The organism is Spirosoma lituiforme (genome assembly GCF_054776635.1).
Genome location: NZ_BAAHBO010000001.1, coordinates 878133 through 903507 on the forward strand (window position 1 = coordinate 878133; position 25375 = coordinate 903507).

Consider the following 25375-nt stretch of genomic DNA (forward strand, 5'->3'; position numbering starts at 1 on the left):
TGAATTCATGGGCACCTTGGCCAGAAGAATGACGGCGTGTAAAGCCAGGGAGCCAGGCAGGATTCGGTTACTCAACCAAACATACACCCTGGCTTAACAGGCTGGCATTCTCCTGACGTGATAAGCAACTTTTAGGCACACCATCCATAAATTAAAAAGCCCCACGGGCCGGGCCAGTGGGGCTGAAGTAACGTAACAGACATAAAACGCCTATCTGATGATTTTATTGTGTGCCCTGCAATCAGACGGCGCTTATTTATCAGTTTTTTTACCCATTCGAAAGTGGGGGCGTTCATTACATATAAGCTTCATCGCGGCCAACGCGGAGCTTCACTACGGTCAATGCATTCAGTAGTTTCAGCAGCGGGTAAGCCGGGTCTACCTCGTGCCAGCGGAAACCACCGAAGTTGGCCCGCCCCCCGTACTGGTGGCGATTGTTGTGGTACAACACCGGGCACCGATCCCCAAACCACTCCATCCACATCCAGTTGGGCACCCCCTTTTTAAATTTGGCCGGAATAGCGGCCCGGATGTTCAGAATGTCATTATAATAGGTACGGGTCTTCCCCATCATGTCGAACAGGTTTTTGGGAAATTCCGGCGAGTGGGGATTCTGGTCCGTATCCGCGTGAGCCGCTCCGGCGTACCGGTGGTGCAGGCGGTGCATAATACCGTAGGCGCGTGGGCTCAGAAACGAAGACCCCTGCCCGATGAAGGTAAGCACGTAAAAACTTTTTTCCAGCCTTTGCTCATGGTGAACATCGGGTGGGCGGCATAGCGGTGAAGAAAGAGGGTCTGCATCAACCCCGGCAAATACCAGTGCGCCAGAAAGAAAGCGAGGATAAGCATAAAAAGAGGTTGACAGATTTACAGCGGCAATAAATTACAATAAGTTCAGGCTCATCAGGCACGCCAGAAACTGACGGCATCCATCATTAATGCGTGAAAACTCGCCGACCAGCGCCGTCGCATGGCGCTCGATCGTAGCCGCCAGACTGAATCGGGCGTCGGTACACATGAGCATCCTCTGGCTCGATGAACAGACAGCGCCGTTGCAGAGCAGGTCACGGTTCAAGCGGTCGAGTTTGGTTTGTAACTGATTGAGGTCCCGGCAGTAATCAACGGCGTCGTGGCAAAGACTTCGGCAGGTATCGTGGCGCATTACCTCCAGGAGCAACGACCGTAACTGACGAATTTCTTCCTCCTGCTGGCGGATAATCTGTTGCCAGTGCTGTTGTTCCTGCTGGCAGGCAACCGTTGTTGAAGGCTGGCGAAATGGCATACGGGACAGGTTCGAATTCATGTGATTTTACGAGTAAGAAGTTGAAAAGAGAGCTATTGTACCTGACAATTCAGTTGATAAAAAAGCTCAGGACTATCGATAGGTCCAGCGTAGCGCCACAGCTCCAGGCCCTGCCGAAGCAGCACAAAGGCCGGCAGGACTGCAAAACCAAAACTCCGGACCACTTCGGGATGGGTCGTTTCGTTGATGTGCATCAGCTGCACGGTTGCATCGAGCCCCGAACGGAGGTTTTCCAAAAGCCGGTCCACATCGGCACGATAGGCCGGAGCAGCGGATGTACAAACCAGCAGCACAGACCGTTGAGCTGCCGCCGGTTCCAACGAAGACGGAGATACCATGACAATATGCCGGTTGATGGGCGTAAAATTGGGCATATTGCCCTGCCCAAACCGTGAGACACATCAGCCATAAAACTGATTAAAATCAGCCGCCTTCGGTCTATAGTCGTTTACTTTGCACCCATAGGATTTTTGCTAAAAGCCGCGCCACGGTTTGTTCGGGTGTCATTGAGAACCGTGGCGCGGCTTTTAGCAAAAATCCAGACTCCTAAAGATTGATTCGTATGTTCGACGACTCCTTCGAGGCCGTTTTTACCCACGCCACCATCGGCATCATCGTCTGCAATGAGCAGGGCCATATCGTGTCTGCCAACCGGCACGCGCGCGCCCTGTTTGGCTACAGCGAAGAGGCTATGACCAACGTATCCATCGATGCGCTCGTACCCGATTCGGTAACCGGACGGCACGCCCAGTTGCGAGCGTCTTTTAACGCCCATCCGCAGGTGAGAGCCATGGGACACGGGCGCGATCTCTTCGCCAAACGACAAGATGGATCAGTATTTCCCGCCGAGATTAGCCTGAGTTATTTCTACCGGGAAAAAGCGTTGATGGCGGTGGCGTATATCATCGACATTACCACCAAAAAGGAAGCGGAACAAACCTTACTGGAACAGAAAAGCCGCATCGAGCAGCTCAATGCCGAGCTGGAACAGAAAGTTATCGACCGTACCCACGCGCTGATGACCACGCTGCACCAGCTCGAACAATCGAAAGATGAACTGGCCAAAGCGTTGGCGGCCGAGCGCGAACTGGGCGAGTTGAAATCGCGCTTTGTGTCCATGGCGTCGCACGAGTTCAGAACACCCCTCAGCGCCATACTGACATCAGCATCGCTCATCGAAAAATACCCCGAAACCGATCAGCAGGCTAAACGGCTCCGGCATATTCACCGCATTAAGGCGTCCGTCAATCACCTCAACGACATTCTGGAGGAGTTCCTGTCGGTGGGTCGTCTGGAAGAGGGGCGCGTGGAAGCCACCTGGTCGTGGGTTTCGTTTCCGGAACTGGCGCGTGAAGTAACCGGTGATCTGCACGCTATGCTGAAAGCCGGGCAAACTATTCAGACCCGGTTCGACGATATACAGCCCGTGTATTCCGATCCCTCGCTGCTGCGAAAAATCTTGGTGAATCTGCTCTCAAACGCCATCAAATATTCGGGCGAACATCAGGCGGTTCAATTGGTAGCATCCTGTCAGGAAACCACGTTTCAGATCACAATCCGGGATCAGGGCATCGGTATTTCAGCCGACGATCAGACCCATTTGTTCGAGCGGTTTTTTCGGGCCAAAAACGCCACCAATTTTGCCGGTACGGGTCTTGGCCTGCATATTGTAGCCAAGTACCTCGAACTGCTTCGAGGTACCATATCTCTAACCAGCCAGTTAGACGCCGGTACGACGGTTACCCTCTCCTTTCCTCATGAAAACCATCCTACTCATTGAAGACAATGCCGCTATTCGGGAGAATACGGCGGAAATTCTGGAACTGGCCGGATACCGGGTTCTGACGGCCGAAAATGGCAAACGGGGCATTGAACAGGCCCTGACCGACCGACCGGACCTGATTATCTGCGACATCATGATGCCGGTTCTGGATGGCTACGGCGTATTACACATCGTCAACAAAAATTCCAGCCTGGGCGGAATCCCGTTTATTTTCCTGACCGCCAAATCCGAACGGGTCGATTTTCGAAAGGGGATGGAACTGGGGGCCGATGACTACCTGACCAAACCGTTTGACGATACCGAACTGCTCAGCGCCGTGGAGGGACGCCTGAACCGTTTTCAGCACGTTGGTGCCGGACCACTGCGGGCGGATTATGAGCTGGCGAAAGAAGTCATTGCGCCGTTTGTGGATGATGTTCGCTCGGCTGGCGGACTGGCGGAACTGGTGGCAGATCGAAAAGTGCACGCGGTTCCTAAGAAACAGTTTATCTATACCGAAGGCGACGAACCAACCCGGCTGTATTTTCTCAAACGGGGTCGCGTCAAAACCAGTCGTACCAGCCCGGACGGGAAAGAACTGGTAACGGGGCTTTACGGACCGGGCGAGTTTTTCGGTGATGTACCCTTGCTGGACGAAACAAATTATACGGACTCTGCCCTGACGCTTGAGGACGCCGACCTGGTGTACGTACCCAAGGCCGATTTCCGGCAATTACTGCTGGCACAACCCGACGTGGGTCGTCAGTTTGTTCGTCTGCTGGCCGGGCGCGTCAGCGAAAAAGAAGATCAGTTGCTGGATATGGCCTACGGTTCGTTGCGTCGGCGGGTAGCCACCGCACTACTTCGGCTTCAGGAGCCGCTACCCACCGGCGAGCTGGCCCCACCTATTCAACTCTCGCGCGATGATCTGGCGGCCATCATCGGCACCGCCACGGAATCGCTGATTCGCACGCTGAGCGAATTTAAACACGATGGGCTGATTGACGTCAGCAGTGCCGGTATTCGGGTTCTGCAACCCGACAAACTCCGCCGGGCCAACTGGTAAGGCCCGACGAAACTCATCTCACTGTTTTTAAGTCAACTTGCAGAATAAATTCATGTCCGGAATCAACCCGGCGGCATGTAATGGTCTTCGTGGGTGTAGCCGTATTCAGCTACTTTCTGCGCCCGATACCAATATAATTCCGGATTGTCAGGTGCCCAGGTATTCAGCCCATCGACATACCGGTTGAACATGCAGAACGCAGCCGCAATCAACACCGTATCGTGAATATCGCGGTCGGTGGCTCTTTCAGCGCGGGCCCGGTCAATCTGCTCAGTTGTGACTTGCTTGCCGCCTTGCTGTACGCTTCCGGCAATGGTTAATAAAGCTTTCAGTTTATCCGAAATAGCGGCCTGGACATAGTCCTGTTTCACCGACCGCACCAGCGACCAGTCGGTATCGACCAGGTGATGACTGGCTACGGCCCCGTGAATGGTCTGGCAGAAAAAACAATCGTTTTGAGCGGATACATACGTGGCAATCAGTTCCCGCTCGCCTTCGCTGAGGGTTGAATCAGGATGGTTTGCATTCGCGCGAAGCAGTACGTTGACCAGATCATTAAGGGGGCGGGCCGTTTCGGGGCTAAACGCCATCGGGCCGCGAATACCCAGCAGACCGGGCAAGAAATCGAGATGAGGCATGGTGTTCGTTTGGGTTTAGTTTGGTTTGGGTAAGGCGTAGCCTATCGTTCCCATGCGCTCGCCCATGGCCGCGTAGGCAGCCGGGTCGTCGGGCGTTAGCGTAGCGAGGCCATCCACATAGCGGTTGTACATCGAAAACGAAGCGGCAATGAGCACCGTGTCGTGAATATCGCCATCGGTCGCGCCTTCCGTTCGGGCAGCCGCCACCACATCGTCCGTCACCGTACGGGCATCAGCCGTTACGCGTTCGGCAATCGTGAGCAGAGCCCGAAGTTTGGACGAGATGGGTGCCGTTTCCGGATTTTGCAGTGCCTGATCGACAACCGATGCCTGTTCGCCAAAAAGATAGCGGGAGGCCGCAGCGTGGCTGTTCATACAGAAAGCCGTGCGGTTTCGGCTCGACACATAGGCCGCAATCAGTTCGCGCTCGGCATCGGACAATGTACTGTCGGGTGAACCGGCGCGAAGCAACGCCTGTGCCAATTCATAAAGTGGTTTACCCGTGTCGGGCCGGTACATAACCAGACTGCGAATACCCGGCGCGTCGTTATTGAGTTGAATATGTGGCATATGCAACGTTCTCGTTTTGGAATGAAAAATGGTTGGCTTACTATTTTTTGACAGGATTCACAGGACGTATTAAAAAAATGATTAGCAAAATAAATCCTGTAAATCCTGTCGAAAAAAAACTGTACACTTCCTACTATTTACTAAGAAACAGGCCTGTATCGCACAAAAACAGCCACCCAGGCAACCAGAAAGGCGATAGAAAACAGGAGCAACGCGTTGCCGAAACCACCCAACTCCGCGACCATCGTACCGACGAAAAACACCGACGTTGCTGTAAAAAAACGACCGATATTGAAGCTGATGCCAGCCGCCGTTGCGCGAATCCGAACAGAAAACAACGCCGGGATAATGCTCGACAATGCCCCCTGACTAATACCGAAGAACAAGGCAACAAAAGCCGTTTCGGCATAAATGATCGGCGAAAACTGGCGGTTCGAGAGAAACAGCAGCGCACAGCCGCCTGCACAGCCCGCGAAGGTCAGCAAAAGCGTTATTCGCGAACCGAGTCGCCCGATCAGGACGCCCGATACCATACCACCGATAATGCCGCCCATGCCGAGCAGCATCATGGTCAGTCCCCGTTCGCGCCCGCCCGTCTGACCGGCAGGCAGCAGCGACTGTACCCAGGTCGGAATCCAGGAAAACGTACCCCACAGCCCGATCAATACCGCCCCGAAAATCAACACGCCGGTCAGCAGGTTGGCCCGGTCGGCAGTTGTCCATGCCTTGTCGGGGTTCGATTGCTGGCGTTGCTGTACCCAGTTATCCGATTCAGGTAGACGCACGAACATCAGCAGAGCCACCAGTACCGGAATCAGGCCCAGCCAGAACGCCTGTCGCCAGGGAACCAGCCCGGCGTTGAGTCCGCCCGTTGCCACGATGCCCACCGGAAACATGACGGCCAGAATGCCCAGCACGACCGCCCGACTCGTTGAGGGCCAGATTTCAGATAGATAAACGGTAGTGAGCAGCAACACGCCACCCACGCCCGCGCCCGTCAGAAATCGACACACGAGCAGCACCGGCCAGGTAGGCGCGAAAACCGTACACAGCATGGACACGCCGTAAAGAAACGTAACGAACGCGACGGCCCACGCCCGCCCAATCCGATCCGCGACTAGGCCGAACACGAGTCCACCGACTGTCCAGCCGTACAGAAAAGCCGCGCTGATGTAAGCGCCGATTTCGCCTAATTGGGCTTCAGAAACCGACTGACCTACCAATTCCGGTATGGCAACCGGCAGAAATGTCGCCATGAGCGTAGAGGCCGTTCCGCCCAGCAAATACGACAGTGCACACAGTCCAAAGGCGAACCAGTTGGCGGGCAGGATTTGGGGTTTAGTGAGAGTTGCTTCCATTTTTAACGAGTGAAAGAGTGGCCAAAGAATGAAAGAGCGAAAGAGTGGCTGGCGCAAACAACGCTCTTTCGCTCTTTCATTCTTTAATTAAAGACAAGTGACACATAATAAAGCCCACCCACCGCCGGAGAGCCATAGGCCTGCACCACATACTGGTTGGTCAGGTTATTGGCACCAAGCTTGATGACCGTGTTGAGTGAGGATACCCGGTAGTTGACCTGTGCATCGAGGAGGTGATAGGCCGGTACGCGTCCGGGAATGAGCGCATTAAACGAACTTACCCAGTCGAAGCTTTCCTGCCAGTGCCACGCAACATTAAAACCAACATTGGGCAAAAGACTGCGGTGGCCGAGCGTGACGTTGGTCTTGAAACGGGGTGTATTGAAAGCGGCTACGTTGTTGGGATCGGCGTTGCGGATGTTGAAGGCCGACCACGTACCGTTGGTCCCGATCTGGTAGCCGCCCGGTGTCCGGTAGGTCAGACCGAGCGTGGCCCCCTGCGATGATACCTTGTCGGGGGCGTTGGTATACAGTTGAAACGCCTGAACCCGCCCGCTCAGAATATCCTGCGCGGCTGCGGCATTGGGTTTACTGTCCGAACCCAGCACCGGGCTTTCCGGACGTAGCACCACGGAGTTGAGAATGAAGTTGGTATAAACGCCGTAGTAGTAGTTGGCATCGACCGACAGATTACTGCTTAACAACCCGCGATAACCGACCTCAAAACTATTGACCCGTTCGGGCGCAATGTACGGCACGTTCGATTTCTGCAACTTGTCTTTGTTGTTCAGCACCGCCTGTTGCGGTCCGACTTTACCGACATCGGCCCCGAAACCAGCCCCAAACTGATTCACGCTGGCGGCTATGTACGAATTTTCGTAGACGTTCATGCCCGCGCTGTTACTGGGTGCGCCCCCCAGAATCGTGATCGGCCCCACGTTGAGTTTGATAAACTGGTCGGACGGTGTAGGGTTCCGGAAACCCGTCTGGTAACTCGCCCGGAAATGGTGCCGGTCGGTGACTGAATAGACCGCCGAGGCCCGGGGCGTAAAATACCCAGCGAAATTCTGGTTCTTATCGTACCGGCCCGATACCGTTAGTTTTAGCTTATCGGCCAGTATTGCCTTGCTGATCTGCGCGAACGCGCCGTATTCGTGGTACAGAATCCGCCCGCCCTTGTCGTCGAAAAGCGTGCCGTTCGTGAACAGACTGTATTGCCGGAAATTACCGCCAACCAGAACTTCCGCAACGTTATTGAGCGCCGATGTCAGGTTGTACTGGCCATCAGCGTGCCACATACTGGTCTGGCTCAGAATACCCGCGCCAGCCAGGCCCTGAATGGCCGTCAGCCGATTTTTCTGCGCTTCGTACTCGGCCGTACCGGGCAGCAATCGTCCCTGATCGGCGAAGGTTCGGGCAGCCGTCTGATCGTTGCCACTCACGTTCGGAATCGTGCCACCATAAGCGGCTGCGTACCGGCTGAACCAGGTGTCATCGGCTTTATCGGGTGTGACGACGTTGCCATTTAGGTCGCGCACCCACGTTCGGTTGATCTGCTGCCCCAGTGACCGCGTATTGTAGGAATTATGCGAGTCTTCGGCGTTGCTGTACCAGCGCACGAAGAACTGCTTCCCGCGTAATTCCAGCCGGTGTTGCGTAAGTGAAAATCCGTTGACCGAGAACCGATTAGAGCCGGTATAATTGGCGGTTCCTTTGGCGTAGTTGAACGCGTAAATCGCTTCTAAACCCGGCGTAATCCGGTAGTGGAGCGCCCCATTCAGCTTCAGGCTATAGACGTTGTAATCGGTCAGATCTTTCTCCAGATACCCCGTCCGCGAGACTTGCCCCGCATTCGTCAGGGTTCTGACCACCTCATCACCGTAGATATTGAGACCGTTCCGGGCCGGGTTTTGCGCCCCCCGCTGGTCGGTTGGAGTAGCCTGGTTTACATCGGTGTAATCGGTCGCAAACCAGTCGAGCCCCCACATATACGATGCGTTCAGCTTAAACGCGAACTTGTTATTGAATGCTTTGGCATACCGAATGGCATGATCGTTGTACATGGCGGCTCCCGTGTTCCGGTCATTCAAATGATTCACACCCACTTTGGCCTGAACGCTCAGTCCCTGGTGCGTGAACGGATCTTTGCTCGTCATCAGCAATGCGCCATTGAAAGCCGCCGGACCATACAGCGCCGAAGCCGCACCGGGCACCAACTCCACGCTCTCGGCATCCAGATCGCTCAGTCCGAACATGTTGCCGACCGAAAAGCCGAACCCGGCAGGTTGATTGTCTACTCCGTCGATGAGTTGCAGAAACCGGCTATTGCCCGTGCTGGCAAAACCCCGCGTGTTGATCTGCCGATAAGTCAACCCACTCGTGACCATGTCGACGCCCTTCAGGTTATTGATCCCCTCGTAAAACGAAGCGGACGGCGTTTCGCGAATGTTGCGGGCGTCCATTTTCTCGATTGTGACCGGTGCTCTGACCAGCCGCTCTTCCACGCGGGATGCGCCCACGACCACTTCATCCAGATCACTGACCGACAGGTTCAGATGAATGACAAGGGGAGCGTTACTATTCGTCACCGAAACCGTTTGGGGTTCGTAGCCAACCATCGAGATACGTAGCGTGAGTGCCCCTGCTCGGTTAGTCTGGATGCTGAATTTCCCGGCATTATCGGTGACCGCACCCGACCGTTGACCAGTCAGGGTAACCGTTGCGTTGACCAGCGGCTTATGATTAACGAGGTCCATTACAGAGCCGGTTACGTTAACGGATTGGGCAAACGTTAGGGTACTAACGAGCCAGAGCCCCGCGAAAAGCAAGGCGTATTTCTTTATATTCATGAGGTAGAAATGCGTCAAAATGACGGCACAGTCCCCTCTGCCCAGTACCTAGAAACTATTGGCGAAGGCAGAAACTGTACGCAGTAAGTTGTTTATGACTGATTGGATGTGGATTGTGGAGCCGGATGACCGCCCGGTGGACGGTTATAGCCCCGATTCACGATGCGGTCACCGAGCACCTCGTAATAAGCCGGATCGGTGGGAGTCACCGTCGCCATGCCGTCCACGTATTTGTTGTACAGGCAAAACAGCGCGGCCAGGAGCACGGTGTCATGGATCTCGCGATCGGTAGCGCCAGCCGCCTGCGCACGGGCAACGGCTTCGGGCGTGACGGCCAGACCCGACCGCTGCGTCAGGGCGGCAATCTGGAGCAGTGCTTTCATTTTCTCGCTCACGGGAGCGGTTTCGATGTCGGCTTTTACCGCAGCCGCTATCGTATCATCGCCGAGCAGCATATCGGCGGCTTTCGTGTGGGCGGCATTGCAGAAATTGGTCTCGTTGCGCGACGACACCAGGGCGGCAATCAGTTCGCGTTCGCCTTGTGACAGGGTTGATTCACCCCGCAGTAGTACTTGGGTCAGTTCCCGAATGGGCATGGCCGTATCAAGCCGGTATTCGAGCAGGCCCGTAATACCCGGCAAATGGTCCGGTAGAGGAATATGTGGCATGATGTAAAACAATATGGAGATTGGGCAGGTCTCGTTACACCGTTCGGTAACGACCCGCGACCAACGCGTTCGACAGTAATTAGGAGACACAAACTGTTGCCGGGCTATAAAATAGCGCCCAGGAAACAGCGAAAACGATTGATGGAATCGTTCACCTGAATAGCTATGAGAGGCAAGAAAATGGACAGAAAATCCACGTCAGGCCCTGGGCGGTGGAGACGAAACCCGCTGGGCTAATTGATCGAATAGAACCGGTTTTTCGGGAATCCGAATAGCGGTAAGCCAACCCCGCGACTGGAAACAAAAGGCAATTCGCGGGGCAGGCGAGTACTCTTTAAGCAAAAATTTCAGCAGCGTATTGGCTTTACTGGGCGAGTCGCTGGCACCGGTCACGTGCTCCTGCATGAACGAGAGCAAATCACTCTGCTAGAACGAATCACCACTCGTCTGGAGGCCGGAAATGAACAGCGTATCCCCCTGAACGGTCATGCTCACAACCGAATAATACTGCCCCCGGTACGTAAACCCGTCCGACGTCGTACTCGTAATCGCGCTGGCATCGGGTTTGTCATTGAGCGGAATCTGAAACTCGACAAGGCTATCGACGGAGCGGTATACCTGTAGCCGCTGGGAAAGATCGTGTTCAGCCTGCCACCATGTTCCTACGCATACCAGCACGTATGCCAGAATGTGATGCAGGAGCAAGCCAAACAAACCAATCGATATTGCCTTCTTCACGCGAACGTCGCAGGTAAAATTTTTCCAATAATAATACTAAATTTTAAACAAAGCTATAGACTCGCTTGTCGGCAACCCTATGCCGGGGCTTGTCAGGTTTTAGATGTTGGTATAGCGAGAACGGGACCACCCGCCAGCACCACACCGGGAGTAGGGTAAAATAGATTGTGGCAATTACCATCAGTGGTGCGTAATGACACGAGCCGCTGACGTTAATTGCCACAGAAACAGGTATATGGTCGGGTTGATTGAGACGTCTCGATTCTATCCGTTGTGGGACAGAACGTGACGACCCCGAACGTTCATGAAGTGGATGTCGTAATTGTGTTTAAGCTGCCGGTAAATTACCCGCGCAAACGTTACGAGGGCACCGCTGCTTTTTCGCCATCCGCTCCGATGAATCGTACTTGGCTCTACGGAGTTATTGTGGTAAAACAACTCCGTATAATCGTTATAGAACAGGCCTTTCCCTTTATTTTGCAGAAAGGATATGCACATTCTGTACTCCGTCTGGTCGGGCGGGGTTGTTTCGTCAAATGGGCCGAATTTATCCAGAAACGAGCTACGACGCAGGTGTGGATGATCACTGTAATAATGCACTTTCCGGTAATTCGTGGCCAACGGCGAGAATACCATTTCCGAAAACTTAGCTGAATCGGGTTTCAGGTACGGATACCGGAAGTACGCGTAAAAACGAACAATATCCAGTTCAGACCGCTTGTTCATCTGCGCCAGCGATTCGCGAAGAGCGGCCGGGAACTGAGGACCTGCTTCGAAATCATCTTCAACGAATAAGGTATAGGGTGTCTTCACCGCCCGCTGGCCTTTGTTCATGTTGTAGCCAGCGCCCATGTTGCGGGGGGAGGTAAGCAACTGAAACGGCATTTTCTGCTGAAGCTTTTTAATCCGGTCCAGGTGCAGAGGCTGGCTGCCATCGTCCGTTACGATAATCGCGCCAAACTGGCAATTAAGCGCCTGAAAGCTTTTAAGTAAATTTTCCAGCGAAAGGCTTCTGTTATAATTTGTAATTAAGAGCGTTACGTCGTTGAAGGTATGGTTCATGGTATCCTGTCCGTTTTAAGCGAATGACCTAGTGATTAACTGGGTCAAAAGTAGCAGCCTTCAGCGGCTACGACCGACGGACTTCGACAAGTAGCTAGTTTTGCCCGTTTTTAGGTTACATACCGCGATAAAATGGTAGTCGGCATTACCGTCAACGCTGGCTACTTATCTACCCTTATACCCATACCTACGCTTCATTGAGGCAGATACACCCGAAAGGTAGCTCCCTGCCCCGGCTGGCTGTGCGCCGTAATAGCGCCCCCATGATTGGCCACTACCTTTTCGCAGATAGCCAGGCCCACGCCTGTACCGGCAAACTCATTTTTGCCGTGTAGTCGCTGAAATACCTGAAATATCCGCTCCGTATACTTCTCATCGAACCCGACTCCATTATCCGTAATCTCAATACAGTGGTACATCGCGGCATGCCGGGTTGGCTTAACCGAATGAGGTAATTCGCGGGCGTTTAAGGTTGAGCAATGAATCTGAATCCGGGGAGTGGTGGAATCAGAACGGCTAAACTTGATCGCATTCGAGAGCAGATTTTGCAGTAGCTGACCCAATTGGGATGGATCTCCCTGCACCGCAGGCAAGGGTCCTATGTCAAGTTGAACCTGACTTTCGCTGACGGCTACGGCCAGATCATCCAGGGCAATGTCCACAAGCTGACGAAGCGGAACGGAAACCCGATTCACCTGATTGGTCGAAATCCGGGAGAAAGCCAGTAGATCCTTAATCAGGCGGGACATTCGCTGGGCCGCCGACTGCATCCGATCAACGTAGATCAGCTCTTCGTCCATGGTTGAGCCGTAACGCGTTTTGAGCAGATCGCTAAACTGCTGAATCTTACGCAGGGGTTCCTGTAAATCGTGACTGGCAATGTACGCAAACTGCTCCAGATTCTGATTCGAGCGCATCAGATGCCGGTTGGCTTCGGCAAAATCTTCGTTGGCTTCGGCCAGCTCTTCGTTGGTAGCGGCCAGTTCTTCGTTGGTAGCGTATAACTCTTCCGTGCGCAGGTAAACCTGTTTTTCCAGAGCCAGCTGAGCGCTCCGTTGCTGGGTAATGTCCTGAACGGTGCCCCGGACCTTATGCGCGGTTCCTTCCGGGGTAAACGTTATTTTACCCTGCGTTCGTAAAATGCGCTCCTGGCTGGTTGGGGTTGCCTCGACGTAATACTCGATATCGAACCGGCCCGAACTTTCCGGAGCCAGCAATTGCGCCAGCGCGTTGTGGATACGGCTTCGATCGGCCGCCCGGATGGACGATTGAACCCGCTCGCGCGTGATGGGTTCTGTTGGCAGAATGCCATGCCAGGACCGCATACGATCGGAAAACGTGATCTGATCGGTTGTCGGATCCAGTTCCCAGGTACCTAGTTCGGCCAATTCGACGGCCTGCTGAAGCGCTTCTTTTGCCTCTTCAATCTGACGCCGGTCCATTACTGTCTGCGTTACATCAACCGCCATGTGTAAAATGGCATACACCTGACCCTGTTCGGTCTTCAGCGGGTGGTACGTAACGTTGAACCAGTACGTTTTCCGTTGACCATCTATCACCAGATCAGCCGGTTGTTCCGCATGCTGATAGGCAACGCCCGTATCGTATACCTGCTCCAGCAAGTGTATAAAGGGCTGACCTTTCAGTTCCGGCAGTGCCTCGATCAGGTTCACGCCGATAACCGATACCGGTTTCTCCCAAATCCGCCGGAGTGCTTCATTCGCCATGTCGATGGTAAACGAACGGCCACTATACACGCCAATGGCAAACGGTGCCTCCTGAATCAGGTTTCGGAAGCGGATTTCCGCTTGTCGACGCGACAGGCTCAGGTCGATCTGGGCCCGAACTTTGGTGAGTAATTCGGGAGCGGCAAAGGGTTTGACCAGGTAATCGTCTGCACCAGCTTCCAGCCCGTCGATGCGGGCCTCCTGCCCGGCCCGGGCCGATAAAAAAATAAGGGGAATATGGCTGGTGGCGGAGTTCTGCTTAACCCGGCGCAACAGTTCGCTGCCGTCCATGACCGGCATCATTAAATCACTCAGAATCAGTTGGGGTGGATTGATCAGCAGTTGCTTGAGGGCCTCAGCGCCGTTGACGGCCGTGCGTACAGTAAAATGCGGCTCAAGCAGTCGGACCAGGTAAGCCCGCATATCGGCATTGTCGTCCACAACCAGGACACTGGCCGAGGAGGGACCCGGCAAGGCACTACCGGGTGAACTGGATACTAGCGCAGAACGGGATTCGGCGGGTAGCATCGTTTGCGCTTCTTCTAAAAAGGCGGCAGCCAGACCGCTTGCTTCCTGCTGGCGGTAGCCTTCGCTTACCTGATGGGCGGGCAAATGCGCGTTACCCATCGGAATGCGCACGGTAAAGGTACTACCCTCCCCTTCTACGCTGTCTACCTGAATACGGCCCTGGTGCAGCTGTACGAGTTCACTGACCAGTGAAAGACCGATACCGGTTCCCTCATGGGTACGGCCACCCGCCTGCTCCACCCGATGAAACCGCTCAAACATATGCGGCAATTCACGGGGCGGAATGCCTACGCCCGTATCCGAAATGCGCAGGATCGCCATGCCATCCTGGCTGTGCAGATGAACCCCTATCGTGCCCTGTAACGTGTATTTAAACGCGTTCGACAGCAAGTTGAGGACAATCTTTTCCCACATATCGGTATCTACGTAGACCAACGATGGCAGCGATGGGCAATCAACCACGAAGTTCAGTCTGGCTCTGTCGAGGAGCGACCGAAAACTACTGGCCAGGTCTACGGTAAAAACCGATAGATCCACGGGTCGGAACCGGGCAGTTACCCGGCCCGCTTCGATGCGACTGAAATCCAGCAGGTTATTGACCAGTTTAAGCAAACGACCAGCATTGCGGTGCGCCTGTTCAATCGGTTCTTTATACGCTATCGTCTGGGCCAGGGCGGTATGCTTCAGTTCCTCCAGCGGCCCCAGCATCAGGGTTAAGGGGGTACGAAATTCGTGGCTGATGTTGCTAAAGAAGGCCGTTTTGGCCTGATCGATGGCGGCCAGGGCTTCGGCTCGTTTTTGCTCCTCCTGGTAGGCGTGCACGTTCGAGAAGGCCGTATTAATGGTATTGGCCAGTAGTGCATAAAAAGTAAGGTATTCCTGATCCAGCGCCCGGTGCGGACTAACCCCGGCCAGAATGAACCCGACCGGTTCGGGATTTCCTGACAGCTGAATGGGCAATCGTAGCGCCGTATGGGGCGAATCCGGGTAAGGACCTCCCTGGAGCGGCCCAACCGTTTCGGCTAGTTCAGTAATGACCTGGGTTTGTTCCAGATCGGCGAGCCAGGGCGTTTGGGCGACGGTTAATTCGTGAAGGGCAATCGGCGCGGGGGAGTCGTCTTTCAGGCCGGACGCATTCACCAGCCGGGCCACCGCTCCTGTCGGCTGAAGTTCGTACAGGAGCAAAAACGGCAAATCCAGGGCAAACTCCCCAGCGGCTGTCGCCAGCCCTTCGTAGATATCTGCATTCGTTTTGGCTTGACCCGTCCGGGCGGCCACATCCCGAAGAACCTGGGTCCGCCGGGCGCTGAGCATCTTATCCGTCGTTTCGGTAATGGGGTGAAAAATGCCCCCCACCTCACCCGATTCGTCCCGTATGGGGGCGAATGAGAAAGTCATAAACGCTTCTTCCAGGTAGCCGTAGCGATCCAGAAACATGCGCTGATCTTTAATGTAGGTTCCTTCTCCCTGCTGCCCCTTGGTAAACGCATCGCCCACCACGGGAAGAGCGGTTTCCCAGCAGATTCGAAAATTCTGCCCCATTGATTCGGGGTGCTTGGCTCCGCAAATGGGTCGGTAGCTATCGTTGTAAATCTGGATGGTTTCCGGCCCCCAGGCAATGAGAATAGGAAAGGTTGACGATAGGCACAGGCTAACGGAGGTTCGCAGGCTTTGGGGCCAACTGGCAACTGGCCCGAGGGGCGTCTTCGACCAGTCCATTGACCGGATTAGTTTTCCCATTTCGCCCCCTCCGGCCAAAAATGGTTCCACAGCTTCATTCACATTCATTGGTAGATTAAATGGTACAGTTCAGTTCGTCTAGCTGTACGCATTTCGGCTGCAAGATACTGAACCGAGCCAAACTAGGTTTAACGCCCACCACGGGAACCAGGTTATTTTATCCTACAGACTGGCTACGCACCGAGACATTGGCCTGACCGAACCAGCCCCATCCAGACTGTGGAGCAGCCGACAATGTCAAAATTCAACCCCATAAACCCATTGTTTCAGGAAATCGGTAATAACGGTCAAGACGGCTTCCGGGTGGGTGTACAGGGAAAAATGATTACTGGGTACCGGGTGAAAATGATGATGTACCAACAGCAGCCCCGCCACGAAATTATGGTAGCGGCTGAGCCGTTGGTTTGGATTTGAACTGCATTACCCCGTCGGTCAGGCGCCCAAAACGAATCGTCAGCATATCCTTGAGGTAGTTTTGATAAACCTTCCACGGACGGCGCCCCCCTTGCTGAGGCAGCACTTGCCGGGCGCGCTGAACGTAACCCGAGGCTAAATCGACAAAAGGAACGGCGGCCATCCCGGCCTGTCGGCGAGGAACCGCGATGGCATAGTTGTGGCGATCCATGTGCCGCAGCAGCCGACAGACGTAGCCAGCGGTTAAATCGGTTTTTAGCGTCCACGACGCGTTGGTATAGCCAAAGGCGAGCGCCAGGTTGGGAACATCGCTCAGCATCATGCCTTTATACGCCATCCGCTCATTAGGGTGTACCAACTCCCCATCTACGATAAGCTGCATACCGCCAAACAGCTGAATGGTCAGGCCCGTCGCCAGCACTACCATATCGGCGGGCAGTTGCTGGCCCGACTTAAGCTGAAGCCCTTGCGGGGTGAAGTGGTCAATCTCATCAGTTACGACGGTAGCCCGCCCCTTCCGAATAGCATTAAACAAGTCGCCATTCGGCACCACGCACATCCGTTGATCCCAGGGATTGTATCGGGGGGTAAAGTGCGTTTTTACGTCGTAATCCGCCCCAAGCTGCCTGGAAACCAGCCCTATTAATTGCTGCTTTGTCTGGTCAGGACGGCTTCGGGCCAGCCAGTAAAGCCCGACACTACCGACTATATTTTTCCAGCGGATGAGCGAGTAGGCTAGCCGCTGGGGTAACCAGCGTTGCAGGCGAAGGCTCAGCTTGTCGTGGGCGGGCAGGGCAACAACGTAGGTAGGCGATCGCTGCAACAATGTCACCTGAGCCGCCGACGAAGCCAGGGCCGGCACCAGAGTCATGGCCGTTGCCCCGCTTCCCACCACTACGACCTGCTTACCCGTATAGGTCAACTCGCTGGGCCATATTTGCGGCAGCACGATCTGTCCGTCAAAGTCATTTTCGCCAGTGAACCGGGGCCGGTGGGGCTGATCGTACTGGTAATAGCCGCTGCACATATACAAGAATCGCGTATGCAGCGTATGCCGAACCGACCCCTGCTCGACCTCCAGCGTCCAGCAAGCCTGCGGAGTAGACCAGGCTGCGGAAATCACTCTATGGCCAAACCGGATGTGCGGAATTACGCCGTTCTCCCCGGCTGTTTCCTCAATGTAGTTTCGGATAGTGGCTCCGTCTGCGATGGCTTTCGGTTCCTGCCAGGGTTTAAAGGCATACCCCAGCGTATACATATCCGAATCGGATCGAATACCGGGGTAACGAAACAGATCCCAGGTACCTCCTATGGCCTGACGGGCTTCCAGGATGGCATAACGCTTGTGGGGCAGTTTCTTTTGTAGCCAGCAGGCGGCCCCGATTCCGGCCAGTCCAGCCCCCACAATGAGTACATCGAACGGAGATTCTTCGGAAGTAACAGCCTGTGTCACCATCATACTGAGTTATCAAATCTAACCTTACTTACGATCGCAAAAGTAAATCTGAAAAGGTGAAACGTGTGCAAAGTTTGACTGTGGCAGTTGAGGGTGTCCGTTTAAAAACCGCACCGGCGACCCGGCCAACACCACCGTCACGGGCGAATAACGATTCACTTGAATCAGACAGCCAAAAAAGTGATAACTTTAACCAATGCACGTACTCCATACTAACCCGAACGTACCGATCTACTCGATAGAGCCCGATGCAACCGGTAACACCCAGTTCAGGGTCTATAGTTTTGACGGCAGTCTGCCCAATCAGTCCGATCTTCTTATTCCCCATCGCAAGGATCATTACCTGCTGGTGTTCATCCGGCGGGCGAGCAGCCGTCAATGGATTGACATGACGCCCTATGAACTGAAGGACAACACCATCTATTTTTCCGGGCCGAACCACATCATCGTCAAGGAAGGCTTTACGCAATTATGGAGCACGGGTATTGCGTTTACGAGTGAGTTTCTGTCGCTTCAGGAAAATGCGTCATTAGCCCGGTTGCCACTTATTCAAAATCCGCAGAACAGGCATGAATTGCTACTTACAGAGACGGATATTCTGTTTGTGGAAGACATGCTGAGCCAGATTCGCCGGGAGTATCAACAGCCCGGCGAATGGCAGCAGCGAATGCTGACGGCTTACCTCACGGTGCTGCTTACGTACTTGAGCCGCCTGTATACCGAACAGTTTCCCGCTACCGAGACCTCGGCCGATACACTTCTGCTCAAACAGTTTCAAACGAAAATCGACACGTATTTTCGGCAGGTACACGAAGTTAGTGAATACGCGTCCATGCTCAATCTGTCGGCGGGCTACCTGAGCGAGGTGGTAAAAAATCAGAGTGGCAAGCCAGCCATCAAGCATATCCACGAGCGGCTGGTGCTGGAAGCCCGTCGCCTGCTCTTTCACACTAATAACTCGCTGAAAGAAATCGCTTTTGAGCTTGGCTTTTCAGATGCCTCGTACTTCAACCGGTTCTTTAAACGCGAAACCGGTATGACGCCCGCCGAATACCGGGCAACCATCCGCAAAATGTACCAGTAATGCCGCAGAATGTGTTTCATTCGGGTATCAGGCAGGGCGTAGCTTTGTGCGGTAAAACGAATCAACGATGAAAACGGTACTGATCACAGGAGCAAACAAGAGTATTGGCTTTGAAACAGCCCGGCAATTACTACAGCAGGGATATTATGTATACCTTGGAAGCCGCGATTTATCGAAAGGACAGCAGGCAGTCCATCAGTTGCAGTCGGAAGGGCTGACGCAGGTAGAGCCTATCGAGATTGATGTCAACAACCCGGACTCGATCAAAGCGGCCCGCGACGTGCTGGGTCAGAAAACAGCTGTACTGGACGTGCTGATTAATAACGCGGGTATTTCCGGTGGCATGGCGGGCCCGCTGGATATGGACACCAGCGAATTCAGGCAGGTATTCGACACGAATTTCTTCGGCGTTATTGACGTAACGCAGGCATTCATCGACCTGCTGCGGCCATCATTGGAGCCCCGCATCGTCAATGTCACATCGGGATTGGGATCGCTCACCTTGCAGAGTGATCCTTCCTGGATATACTATGGCATCACACCAGCCGCTTACGTTCCGTCGAAAGCGGCCCTGAACGCCTATACCATTGTGCTGGCGCATCAACTACGCGATACGCCGTTCAAGGTAAATGCCGTTGATCCGGGCTACACCGACACCGATTTCAATCACCACTCGGGGCCTGGAACCGTGCCGGATGCGGCCGCCCGGGTTGTGAAAGCAGCCGTATTTGGTTCAGATGGCCCAACGGGGCAGTTCTTTAGTGACGACAATTCGCCCGAAACAGGCATCAGCCCGTGGTAGGTTCACTGGATTTTACCGGACGGGTGATTGGTGGAGACACGAACCACGGACACGTACCCTGTTTTAACCTGGTGACTGTGTCAAGGCAAGAACCATAAAGACAAGGGTATGGATTATGGCTTACCGATACCGTTTCACCGATCTGGGTTTCAGAGCAAACCAGCCGATGATAGCCAGTGGGATAGCCAGGCAGAGCCAGGAAATACCGTCCCACAGGTCATCGCCGATCAGGGCCGATAACAGGCCAATAGTACTGAGAATACCCAACAAAATAGGTAAGGTCCAGACGTGCCAGTAATCATAGTTACTGGCACGCTGTGGTCTACGCAGAAAACGTCTGTGTCCCAAGATTTCTACCGGCTAAAGGATGGTTGCTGTACGGTTGACTGTACGCGGGCGAACTGCGCTCTGGTGGCTTTGTTGCGGGCAAACCACAGGTAAAGGCCGCTACCCAGCACAACAATAGTAATGACATCGAACAGCGCCCAGATGATTTTTAGCGGTAAGCCGCCGTAATCGCCAAAGTGCAGCGGTTGCGAAATAAATACGGCATTAACGTACCAGGGCATACTCCGCATATCGGTCAGTGTACCCGTTTTCGCATCGACCAGAGCGGGCTTTGCCAGGCGCGATGTCAGGGGCGTCGTGCCCTTCATAAAAACGGCGTAATGGTGCTGACTGGAATACGGCGTACCCGGATAGGCCACAAAGGATGGTTCCATACCGGGAGCAGCTTCTTTGGCGATCTTCATAGCCTGATCGAGTGGCGCCAGCGTACCCCGCAACGGAGCAGCTCCTTTGTAGGGCGCAACCATCTCGGCCAGTTGCCCCTGCTGCCACAGTCCCTGCACCACTTCGGCCAGCGTGTTCAGCACCCCCGTAAAGCCAACCACGGTAGCCCAGACAACCGTTACCACGCCCAGTAAATTGTGTAAATCGAGCCACTTCAGCCGGGTCGAGCGCTCCGTACGCACCATGCCGAAGTCGAACCGACGCATGATTGGACTGTAGAGCATCAATCCTGACCCAATCGCCACGACGAACAACAAGCCCATTAGCCCCAGAAACAGCTTGCCTCCCAGGCCCATGAACATGTCGACATGCAGTTGCAGCATCACGTACATAAAGCCTTCCTGCAGCTTGGGCTCTTCCAGAACACGGGCGGTGCGGTTGTCAAAGATAACCAGCTTGTAGTTATCGGCCGGCGCCGTCATGGAATCAGACAGGGTGAACGTCGTCGTATTCGGCTCGTGTTCATCCCAGTAAACGTACCGAATCACTTTGGTCGGAAACTGCTGGTGAACCGTTTGGGCCAGCCGTTCCAGGGGTACGGTTGGCGTTCCGGCGGGCATGGAAGGTGCCAGCGGGGGTTTGCCTTCAAGAGCCTCAATCTCTTCGTGAAAAATAAGCGGCAAACCCGTCAGGCAAAGCATCAGCAGAAAGGCTGTGCAAATCAGGCTCGTCCATTTATGAATCTGAAACCAGGTTTTAACTTGATGGGCGGTGCGCATAAGACCACTGGATTACGTGACTTGAACTGAAGATAAAACGGCATAGCCCCGACCACTGCCGGGGCCGTACGGTAGTCTAGAATTTGTAGGCAATGCTGCCGACGAAACTCCGTAGTTTCTGGGCGTTCATGGTGGTGTAGCCAATCCAGTAATGCTGGTTGGTCAGGTTATCGGCCTTCACCGACAGCCGGTACTTCCGCCGGTCGTAAAAGGCCGATGCGTTGAGAACCGTATACGCGGGCAAAATGAATTCACCCAGGCTGACACTGTTCTGAATCTTGTTATCACTGGCGTAATTGCCCCCGAAACCAAACCCCAGGCCACGAAGCGCGTACGAGTTCAGGCGGTAACTAAGCCAGAGGTTAGCCAGCACGGGCGAAGAAGCCGTCGTTGGTCGGCGACCGTTCACATCGGCGTCGGCCTTCGTTAGCTTGGAGTCGTTGTAAGAAAATCCGGCGACCACGTTAAACCCCGTGATCGGGTTCGCGATTACGTCGATCTCAATACCCCGGCTTACCTGCGTACCATCCTGCGTCTGAGCGAATTTAGCCGCGGCCAATGGGTTCGGATCGGTGCGCAGCAGGTTGCTTACCTGAATGTCGTAGTAGCTGATGGAGGTCGTTAACCGACCGTCAAAGGCATTCAGTTTTACCCCGGCCTCAAACTGGTTGGCCCGTTCCAGTTTGGCGAACCGTTGTGTTAGACTGTCGGTAGCCGTTACGTCGTAAGCATTGTAAATGCCCTGGTTGTTGAAGCTGTTCTGGTAGTTGGCAAACAGCGACACTTTATCCTTGATTGGCTGATAGACCAGCCCGAACTTAGGCGAAAACGCCGTCTGATTATAACCCGCCACAGCCGAACCAACAGTACCACCCTCGTTATGAAAGTCATCGACCCGCAGCGCGGCCAAAACACTTAACCGATCGGTCAGGTTCAGCACATCCGAAATGAAGGCACTATAGGTATTTCGAATGCCGGTGAGCGGATACGTGAAATCAGGCGCTTTGCTGGCGTACAACGCGTTCAGGGCCGCCCCGTTAAATTTACTGTAATCGTACTCCCTGGAAATAGGAACGGTATCGAACGTACTGCCAAAGAACAGTTGGTTGGCGTTTACATGCAGGTAATCCAACCCGACCACAATCCGATTACGCAGGCTACCCAACCGGAAATCACCATTAAAAAGCTGTTGCACCTCAAAAACGTCGTTGGTGCTGTTGCGTGTCGACTGATCGGCCCGGACCAAATCGTTATTTCCCAGGCCTCGGCTCGATGGAATCATGTAGAAATATGGGCCTATTCCATTCGAATAGCTGTGGCTGGTGCTAATGTTTGTCGACGACGTAAACGCCGGGGAGATTCGGTAATTAACCTGCCCGAACAGGTTTGTACTGCGCGACTGCTGCGTCAGGCCGGAGCCCATGTACGAATTGCGGTAATCGACGTTCAGCTGATCGGCACGGGTAGCCCCGAGGGTATAGCCCGGCACATAAAAGAAGAAGAGCTGCTTGCCAACGCTCTCATTCCGGTAAATTTCGGCATCAAGCTGAATGGATAACCGCTCGGTCGGCTTGAACAACAAGCTGGGAGCCAGCGCGACCCGACTGCTGAACCCCTGCGTCTGGAACGTGCCCTCGTGCTGGAACGCCGTATTGACGCGCAGCATCAGATTCCGGCTTTTGTTGAGCGGGGTGTTTACATCAAGACTGGCCCGCTGAAGATCGTAGCTGCCCGCCGACAGGGTAACTTCGCCCCCAAACGTTTCGTATGGTTTCTTGGTGACCCGGTTAACCAGGCCGCCGTAAGACGTTAATGCACTACCAAACAGGGTTGCCGATGGCCCTTTAATCGTTTCCAGTTTCTCCAGGTTAACAGCGTCGATGTCAGTTGTCACATTACCGGCCAGCCCATTCCGTAGCTGGCTCTGAACAATAAACCCGCGCGTACTATAATAGCTACCGCCATCACCAGCCCGGCCGGTCGCTTCCCACATTTTCTGAACACCGGGTGCGTTACGCATGGCATCATCAACCGAAAAAACGAGTTGCTCGGTCAGTAATTCTTTGCCGATGGTATTGTATACCTGTGGATTCTCCAGGTTTTTGAGGGGCATTTTCGACACATAGTCGCTGGATGAGCGGGCGAATCGATTGGTGCGGCTACCGTTTACGGTCACCTCCGTTAATTGCGATGCGCTTTCTGACAGGGTAACATCCACCGTAACGGTTTCCGTCCCGTTTGTGGTAACCGCTTGTTCTACCGTTTTCAGGCCGATAGATGAAACCTGAAGCTGGTACGTCCCGGCCTTAACATGATTGATTGAGAAATCACCTTTGGCATTGGTCAGGGCTCCTTGCCCTTTGCCTTTCAGGCTAACCGTTACGGCTTCAGCGGGATTACCGTCCGAGGTTTTTACGCTGCCCCGGATCGTGCCCCCTGTCTGGGCCTGAACAACAAAAGTACTTAATGAGAAAAAGAATACGTAGAGTACTTTAATGGCATTCATTTGTGGGTATTATATAGATTCATTCTAAAGAATTACAAATGAACGACAGAATTCGCTGCAATAAAATTTATTCTTATTAATTCTAAATAAATGAACCTGTTTTAGGATTCCTGAATGAAATTATTGAACTCCCTCCCGCAAGTTTTTCCTGATCGAATCCTCCGTTGTATTCATTCGTGAATGCAACCGTTACAATGGCAGGTTCCATCTTCTACACGTTTGTTCATGGCGTCTGGTTACCTTGGTTTGTATCCTCACGAACCAGGGGGCGGTGGATTTTCGTAGTCCATGCCCCACAGACTGCAGCCCCAGGGGCTATGAACCTATACAGTAGTACAATTCTGCTAAACTATATTTTCTCGTCGTTCTTCCTTGTAAATCAGTGGACTATTGTTTAGGTTAGAATCGCCTAAACCCTACGATCGTGAACCAGCCTATAACACATCCTGATCACTCTTTTAATGCAACACCCCAACCCCATCGCTCTACTCTGCTCGTAGGCAGCCTGCCCTTCTCCGACGAGACAGAATGCATGACTCGCGCCCTGGAGGCTCTGGGATCTTCTTTATTCTGTTTACCCGACGGAGAAATTGGCGAGAAAACGCCTGCATTTCCAAAAGGAAACCGCATCGCCTGGGTCGTGTACGCCATCGAAAAGATAACCGCCGATGCCGACAACTGGGAAATTGTGAAACAACCCAAACGGAGTTCGGATGACGGGATGGCCATTAATTATGACAGCTTTCAGAAGCTGAAGCCCAGACGCTCCCCCGCCGATTTACCCGAACACGTTCAGTTGGGGTACGATGATTTCTTCCGCTCCAGCTATCCTGTATTTCAGCGCCTGCGGGAGCAGTATGGCCTTCCCGACTTAAAGTTTCAGATGGGCGTACCCACCGGTTTTGCCATGGGTTTTGCGTTTGCCAGTCCCATTACCTGGCTGCGCTATACCTATGCATTCAACACCATCATTGCCCGCGAAGTGAATGCCGCCCTGGCGCAGGCGGGTAATGACCTGCTCATCCAAATAGAGGTACCTCCCGAACTTTATGCGGCTTACAAGCTGCCCACTCCGCTTATGGGACTTGCCCTGCGCCCGATTCTGGATCTGCTGAAAAAGATCACGCCCGGCGCCCAGATTGGCATTCACCTTTGTCTGGGCGACTTTCATAACGAAGCACTGGTGCACCCTAAAACGCTGGACAAAATGGTGGCGTTCTCTAATCGGCTGGTTCAGGCCTGGCCGGTTCAGCACCAACTGGTTTATGTTCATTATCCACTGGCCGAAGGAATCGTTGCCCCGCCAACGGATGAAGGATATTATGCCCCCCTGGCCGCTGTTCAGTTGCCCGGACATACGCGCTTCGTAGCGGGCTTTGTTCACGAAAAACGCACCCTGGCCGAACATCACCAGATTTTAAGGAATATCGAAACCGCCCGTGGCCAAGCCGTTGATATAGCCTGTTCGTGCGGACTGGGCCGCCGGTCTGCCCAAACGGCCAGCCAATTACTCGCCCTGATGGCTGAATTAAGTAGCGCGTAACCCACCCGATGGTTGTTACTGAAACAAGTCGTAAAACACAGGGCTATTGT

General features: G+C 53.9%; 20 protein-coding genes and 1 pseudogene. 5 read left to right on the forward strand and 16 right to left on the reverse strand.

What is annotated here, in order from left to right; genetic code table 11:
- Positions 1 to 295 precede the first annotated feature (295 nt).
- From ACYU87_RS03795 to ACYU87_RS03805, 3 genes and pseudogenes are all read right to left on the reverse strand, one after another.
- Positions 296 to 849: pseudogene (locus ACYU87_RS03795) on the reverse strand (hypothetical protein).
- A gap of 34 nt (positions 850 to 883) precedes the next feature.
- Positions 884 to 1303 (reverse strand): hypothetical protein, encoded by a 420-nt coding sequence (locus tag ACYU87_RS03800; RefSeq protein ID WP_461132691.1) that lies wholly within the window; start codon positions 1301 to 1303, stop codon positions 884 to 886.
- A 32-nt stretch (positions 1304 to 1335) separates the two neighbouring features.
- The gene (locus tag ACYU87_RS03805; RefSeq protein ID WP_461132692.1) at positions 1336 to 1641 is read right to left on the reverse strand and encodes a thioredoxin domain-containing protein; all 306 of its coding nucleotides are present in this window, start codon (positions 1639 to 1641) and stop codon (positions 1336 to 1338) included.
- 224 nt (positions 1642 to 1865) lie between these two features.
- On the opposite strand from ACYU87_RS03805, the gene ACYU87_RS03810 reads away from it, so the two are divergent.
- Together ACYU87_RS03810 and ACYU87_RS03815 are read left to right on the forward strand one after the other, a co-directional pair.
- Positions 1866 to 3083 (forward strand): PAS domain-containing sensor histidine kinase, encoded by a 1218-nt coding sequence (locus ACYU87_RS03810; RefSeq protein WP_461132693.1) that lies wholly within the window; start codon positions 1866 to 1868, stop codon positions 3081 to 3083.
- The gene (locus tag ACYU87_RS03815) at positions 3061 to 4131 is read left to right on the forward strand and encodes a response regulator (RefSeq protein WP_461132694.1); all 1071 of its coding nucleotides are present in this window, start codon (positions 3061 to 3063) and stop codon (positions 4129 to 4131) included. Before ACYU87_RS03810 ends, ACYU87_RS03815 begins: the two co-directional genes overlap by 23 nt.
- 62 nt (positions 4132 to 4193) lie before the next feature.
- Here the strand turns inward: ACYU87_RS03815 and ACYU87_RS03820 are convergent, their stop codons facing one another.
- The 10 genes from ACYU87_RS03820 to ACYU87_RS03865 all read right to left on the reverse strand — a co-directional run bounded on the left by ACYU87_RS03820 (position 4194) and on the right by ACYU87_RS03865 (position 17882).
- A complete protein-coding gene (locus tag ACYU87_RS03820) occupies positions 4194 to 4769 on the reverse strand; it encodes a carboxymuconolactone decarboxylase family protein (protein ID WP_461132695.1) in 576 nt (191 codons plus the stop codon).
- Positions 4770 to 4784: 15 nt separating this feature from the next.
- Positions 4785 to 5339 carry a carboxymuconolactone decarboxylase family protein gene (locus ACYU87_RS03825; RefSeq protein WP_461132696.1) on the reverse strand — a complete coding sequence of 185 codons (555 nt, stop codon included), beginning with the start codon at positions 5337 to 5339 and terminating at the stop codon, positions 4785 to 4787.
- 140 nt (positions 5340 to 5479) lie between these two features.
- Positions 5480 to 6697 (reverse strand): MFS transporter, encoded by a 1218-nt coding sequence (locus ACYU87_RS03830; RefSeq protein ID WP_461132697.1) that lies wholly within the window; start codon positions 6695 to 6697, stop codon positions 5480 to 5482.
- A gap of 83 nt (positions 6698 to 6780) precedes the next feature.
- Positions 6781 to 9546 (reverse strand): TonB-dependent receptor, encoded by a 2766-nt coding sequence (locus tag ACYU87_RS03835; protein ID WP_461132698.1) that lies wholly within the window; start codon positions 9544 to 9546, stop codon positions 6781 to 6783.
- A 92-nt stretch (positions 9547 to 9638) separates the two neighbouring features.
- A complete protein-coding gene (locus tag ACYU87_RS03840) occupies positions 9639 to 10214 on the reverse strand; it encodes a carboxymuconolactone decarboxylase family protein (RefSeq protein ID WP_461132699.1) in 576 nt (191 codons plus the stop codon).
- A gap of 198 nt (positions 10215 to 10412) precedes the next feature.
- Positions 10413 to 10619, reverse strand: a complete 207-nt coding sequence (locus ACYU87_RS03845; RefSeq protein ID WP_461132700.1) for a hypothetical protein — start codon at positions 10617 to 10619, stop codon at positions 10413 to 10415.
- A 21-nt stretch (positions 10620 to 10640) separates the two neighbouring features.
- Positions 10641 to 10952: a hypothetical protein gene (locus tag ACYU87_RS03850; protein ID WP_461132701.1), complete on the reverse strand. Its 312-nt coding sequence runs from the start codon at positions 10950 to 10952 to the stop codon at positions 10641 to 10643.
- A 264-nt stretch (positions 10953 to 11216) separates the two neighbouring features.
- On the reverse strand, positions 11217 to 12014 hold the full coding sequence (locus tag ACYU87_RS03855; RefSeq protein WP_461132702.1) for a glycosyltransferase family 2 protein: 798 nt from the start codon (positions 12012 to 12014) through the stop codon (positions 11217 to 11219).
- 194 nt (positions 12015 to 12208) lie between these two features.
- Positions 12209 to 16057 carry an ATP-binding protein gene (locus tag ACYU87_RS03860; RefSeq protein WP_461132703.1) on the reverse strand — a complete coding sequence of 1283 codons (3849 nt, stop codon included), beginning with the start codon at positions 16055 to 16057 and terminating at the stop codon, positions 12209 to 12211.
- 331 nt (positions 16058 to 16388) lie between these two features.
- Positions 16389 to 17882: a flavin-containing monooxygenase gene (locus ACYU87_RS03865; protein ID WP_461132704.1), complete on the reverse strand. Its 1494-nt coding sequence runs from the start codon at positions 17880 to 17882 to the stop codon at positions 16389 to 16391.
- A 193-nt stretch (positions 17883 to 18075) separates the two neighbouring features.
- Here ACYU87_RS03865 and ACYU87_RS03870 point away from each other — a divergent pair, with 193 nt between their 5' ends.
- Together ACYU87_RS03870 and ACYU87_RS03875 are read left to right on the forward strand one after the other, a co-directional pair.
- On the forward strand, positions 18076 to 18963 hold the full coding sequence (locus ACYU87_RS03870) for an AraC family transcriptional regulator (protein ID WP_461132705.1): 888 nt from the start codon (positions 18076 to 18078) through the stop codon (positions 18961 to 18963).
- A gap of 67 nt (positions 18964 to 19030) precedes the next feature.
- Positions 19031 to 19765 carry an SDR family oxidoreductase gene (locus ACYU87_RS03875; protein ID WP_461132706.1) on the forward strand — a complete coding sequence of 245 codons (735 nt, stop codon included), beginning with the start codon at positions 19031 to 19033 and terminating at the stop codon, positions 19763 to 19765.
- Between the two features lie 120 nt (positions 19766 to 19885).
- Here ACYU87_RS03875 and ACYU87_RS03880 read toward each other — a convergent pair whose 3' ends face one another.
- The 3 genes from ACYU87_RS03880 to ACYU87_RS03890 all read right to left on the reverse strand — a co-directional run bounded on the left by ACYU87_RS03880 (position 19886) and on the right by ACYU87_RS03890 (position 23782).
- The gene (locus ACYU87_RS03880) at positions 19886 to 20113 is read right to left on the reverse strand and encodes a hypothetical protein (protein ID WP_461132707.1); all 228 of its coding nucleotides are present in this window, start codon (positions 20111 to 20113) and stop codon (positions 19886 to 19888) included.
- Positions 20114 to 20118: 5 nt separating this feature from the next.
- Positions 20119 to 21276 carry a PepSY-associated TM helix domain-containing protein gene (locus ACYU87_RS03885; protein WP_461132708.1) on the reverse strand — a complete coding sequence of 386 codons (1158 nt, stop codon included), beginning with the start codon at positions 21274 to 21276 and terminating at the stop codon, positions 20119 to 20121.
- Positions 21277 to 21352: 76 nt separating this feature from the next.
- Positions 21353 to 23782, reverse strand: a complete 2430-nt coding sequence (locus ACYU87_RS03890; RefSeq protein WP_461132709.1) for a TonB-dependent receptor domain-containing protein — start codon at positions 23780 to 23782, stop codon at positions 21353 to 21355.
- Positions 23783 to 24206: 424 nt separating this feature from the next.
- Between ACYU87_RS03890 and ACYU87_RS03895 the strand changes: the two genes are divergently transcribed.
- Positions 24207 to 25325 (forward strand): hypothetical protein, encoded by a 1119-nt coding sequence (locus tag ACYU87_RS03895; protein WP_461132710.1) that lies wholly within the window; start codon positions 24207 to 24209, stop codon positions 25323 to 25325.
- The last annotated feature ends 50 nt before the right edge of the window (positions 25326 to 25375 follow it).

Bases quoted from the DNA above. Each gene is read 5' to 3' on its own strand.
- ACYU87_RS03800 (WP_461132691.1), bottom strand. From the start codon at position 1,303: ATGAATTCGAACCTGTCCCGTATGCCATTTCGCCAGCCTTCAACAACG.
- ACYU87_RS03805 (WP_461132692.1), bottom strand. From the start codon at position 1,641: ATGGTATCTCCGTCTTCGTTGGAACCGGCGGCAGCTCAACGGTCTGTG.
- ACYU87_RS03810 (WP_461132693.1), top strand. From the start codon at position 1,866: ATGTTCGACGACTCCTTCGAGGCCGTTTTTACCCACGCCACCATCGGC.
- ACYU87_RS03815 (WP_461132694.1), top strand. From the start codon at position 3,061: ATGAAAACCATCCTACTCATTGAAGACAATGCCGCTATTCGGGAGAAT.
- ACYU87_RS03820 (WP_461132695.1), bottom strand. From the start codon at position 4,769: ATGCCTCATCTCGATTTCTTGCCCGGTCTGCTGGGTATTCGCGGCCCG.
- ACYU87_RS03825 (WP_461132696.1), bottom strand. From the start codon at position 5,339: ATGCCACATATTCAACTCAATAACGACGCGCCGGGTATTCGCAGTCTG.
- ACYU87_RS03830 (WP_461132697.1), bottom strand. From the start codon at position 6,697: ATGGAAGCAACTCTCACTAAACCCCAAATCCTGCCCGCCAACTGGTTC.
- ACYU87_RS03835 (WP_461132698.1), bottom strand. From the start codon at position 9,546: ATGAATATAAAGAAATACGCCTTGCTTTTCGCGGGGCTCTGGCTCGTT.
- ACYU87_RS03840 (WP_461132699.1), bottom strand. From the start codon at position 10,214: ATGCCACATATTCCTCTACCGGACCATTTGCCGGGTATTACGGGCCTG.
- ACYU87_RS03845 (WP_461132700.1), bottom strand. From the start codon at position 10,619: ATGCAGGAGCACGTGACCGGTGCCAGCGACTCGCCCAGTAAAGCCAAT.
- ACYU87_RS03855 (WP_461132702.1), bottom strand. From the start codon at position 12,014: ATGAACCATACCTTCAACGACGTAACGCTCTTAATTACAAATTATAAC.
- ACYU87_RS03860 (WP_461132703.1), bottom strand. From the start codon at position 16,057: ATGAATGTGAATGAAGCTGTGGAACCATTTTTGGCCGGAGGGGGCGAA.
- ACYU87_RS03865 (WP_461132704.1), bottom strand. From the start codon at position 17,882: ATGATGGTGACACAGGCTGTTACTTCCGAAGAATCTCCGTTCGATGTA.
- ACYU87_RS03870 (WP_461132705.1), top strand. From the start codon at position 18,076: ATGCACGTACTCCATACTAACCCGAACGTACCGATCTACTCGATAGAG.
- ACYU87_RS03875 (WP_461132706.1), top strand. From the start codon at position 19,031: ATGAAAACGGTACTGATCACAGGAGCAAACAAGAGTATTGGCTTTGAA.
- ACYU87_RS03885 (WP_461132708.1), bottom strand. From the start codon at position 21,276: ATGCGCACCGCCCATCAAGTTAAAACCTGGTTTCAGATTCATAAATGG.
- ACYU87_RS03890 (WP_461132709.1), bottom strand. From the start codon at position 23,782: ATGAATGCCATTAAAGTACTCTACGTATTCTTTTTCTCATTAAGTACT.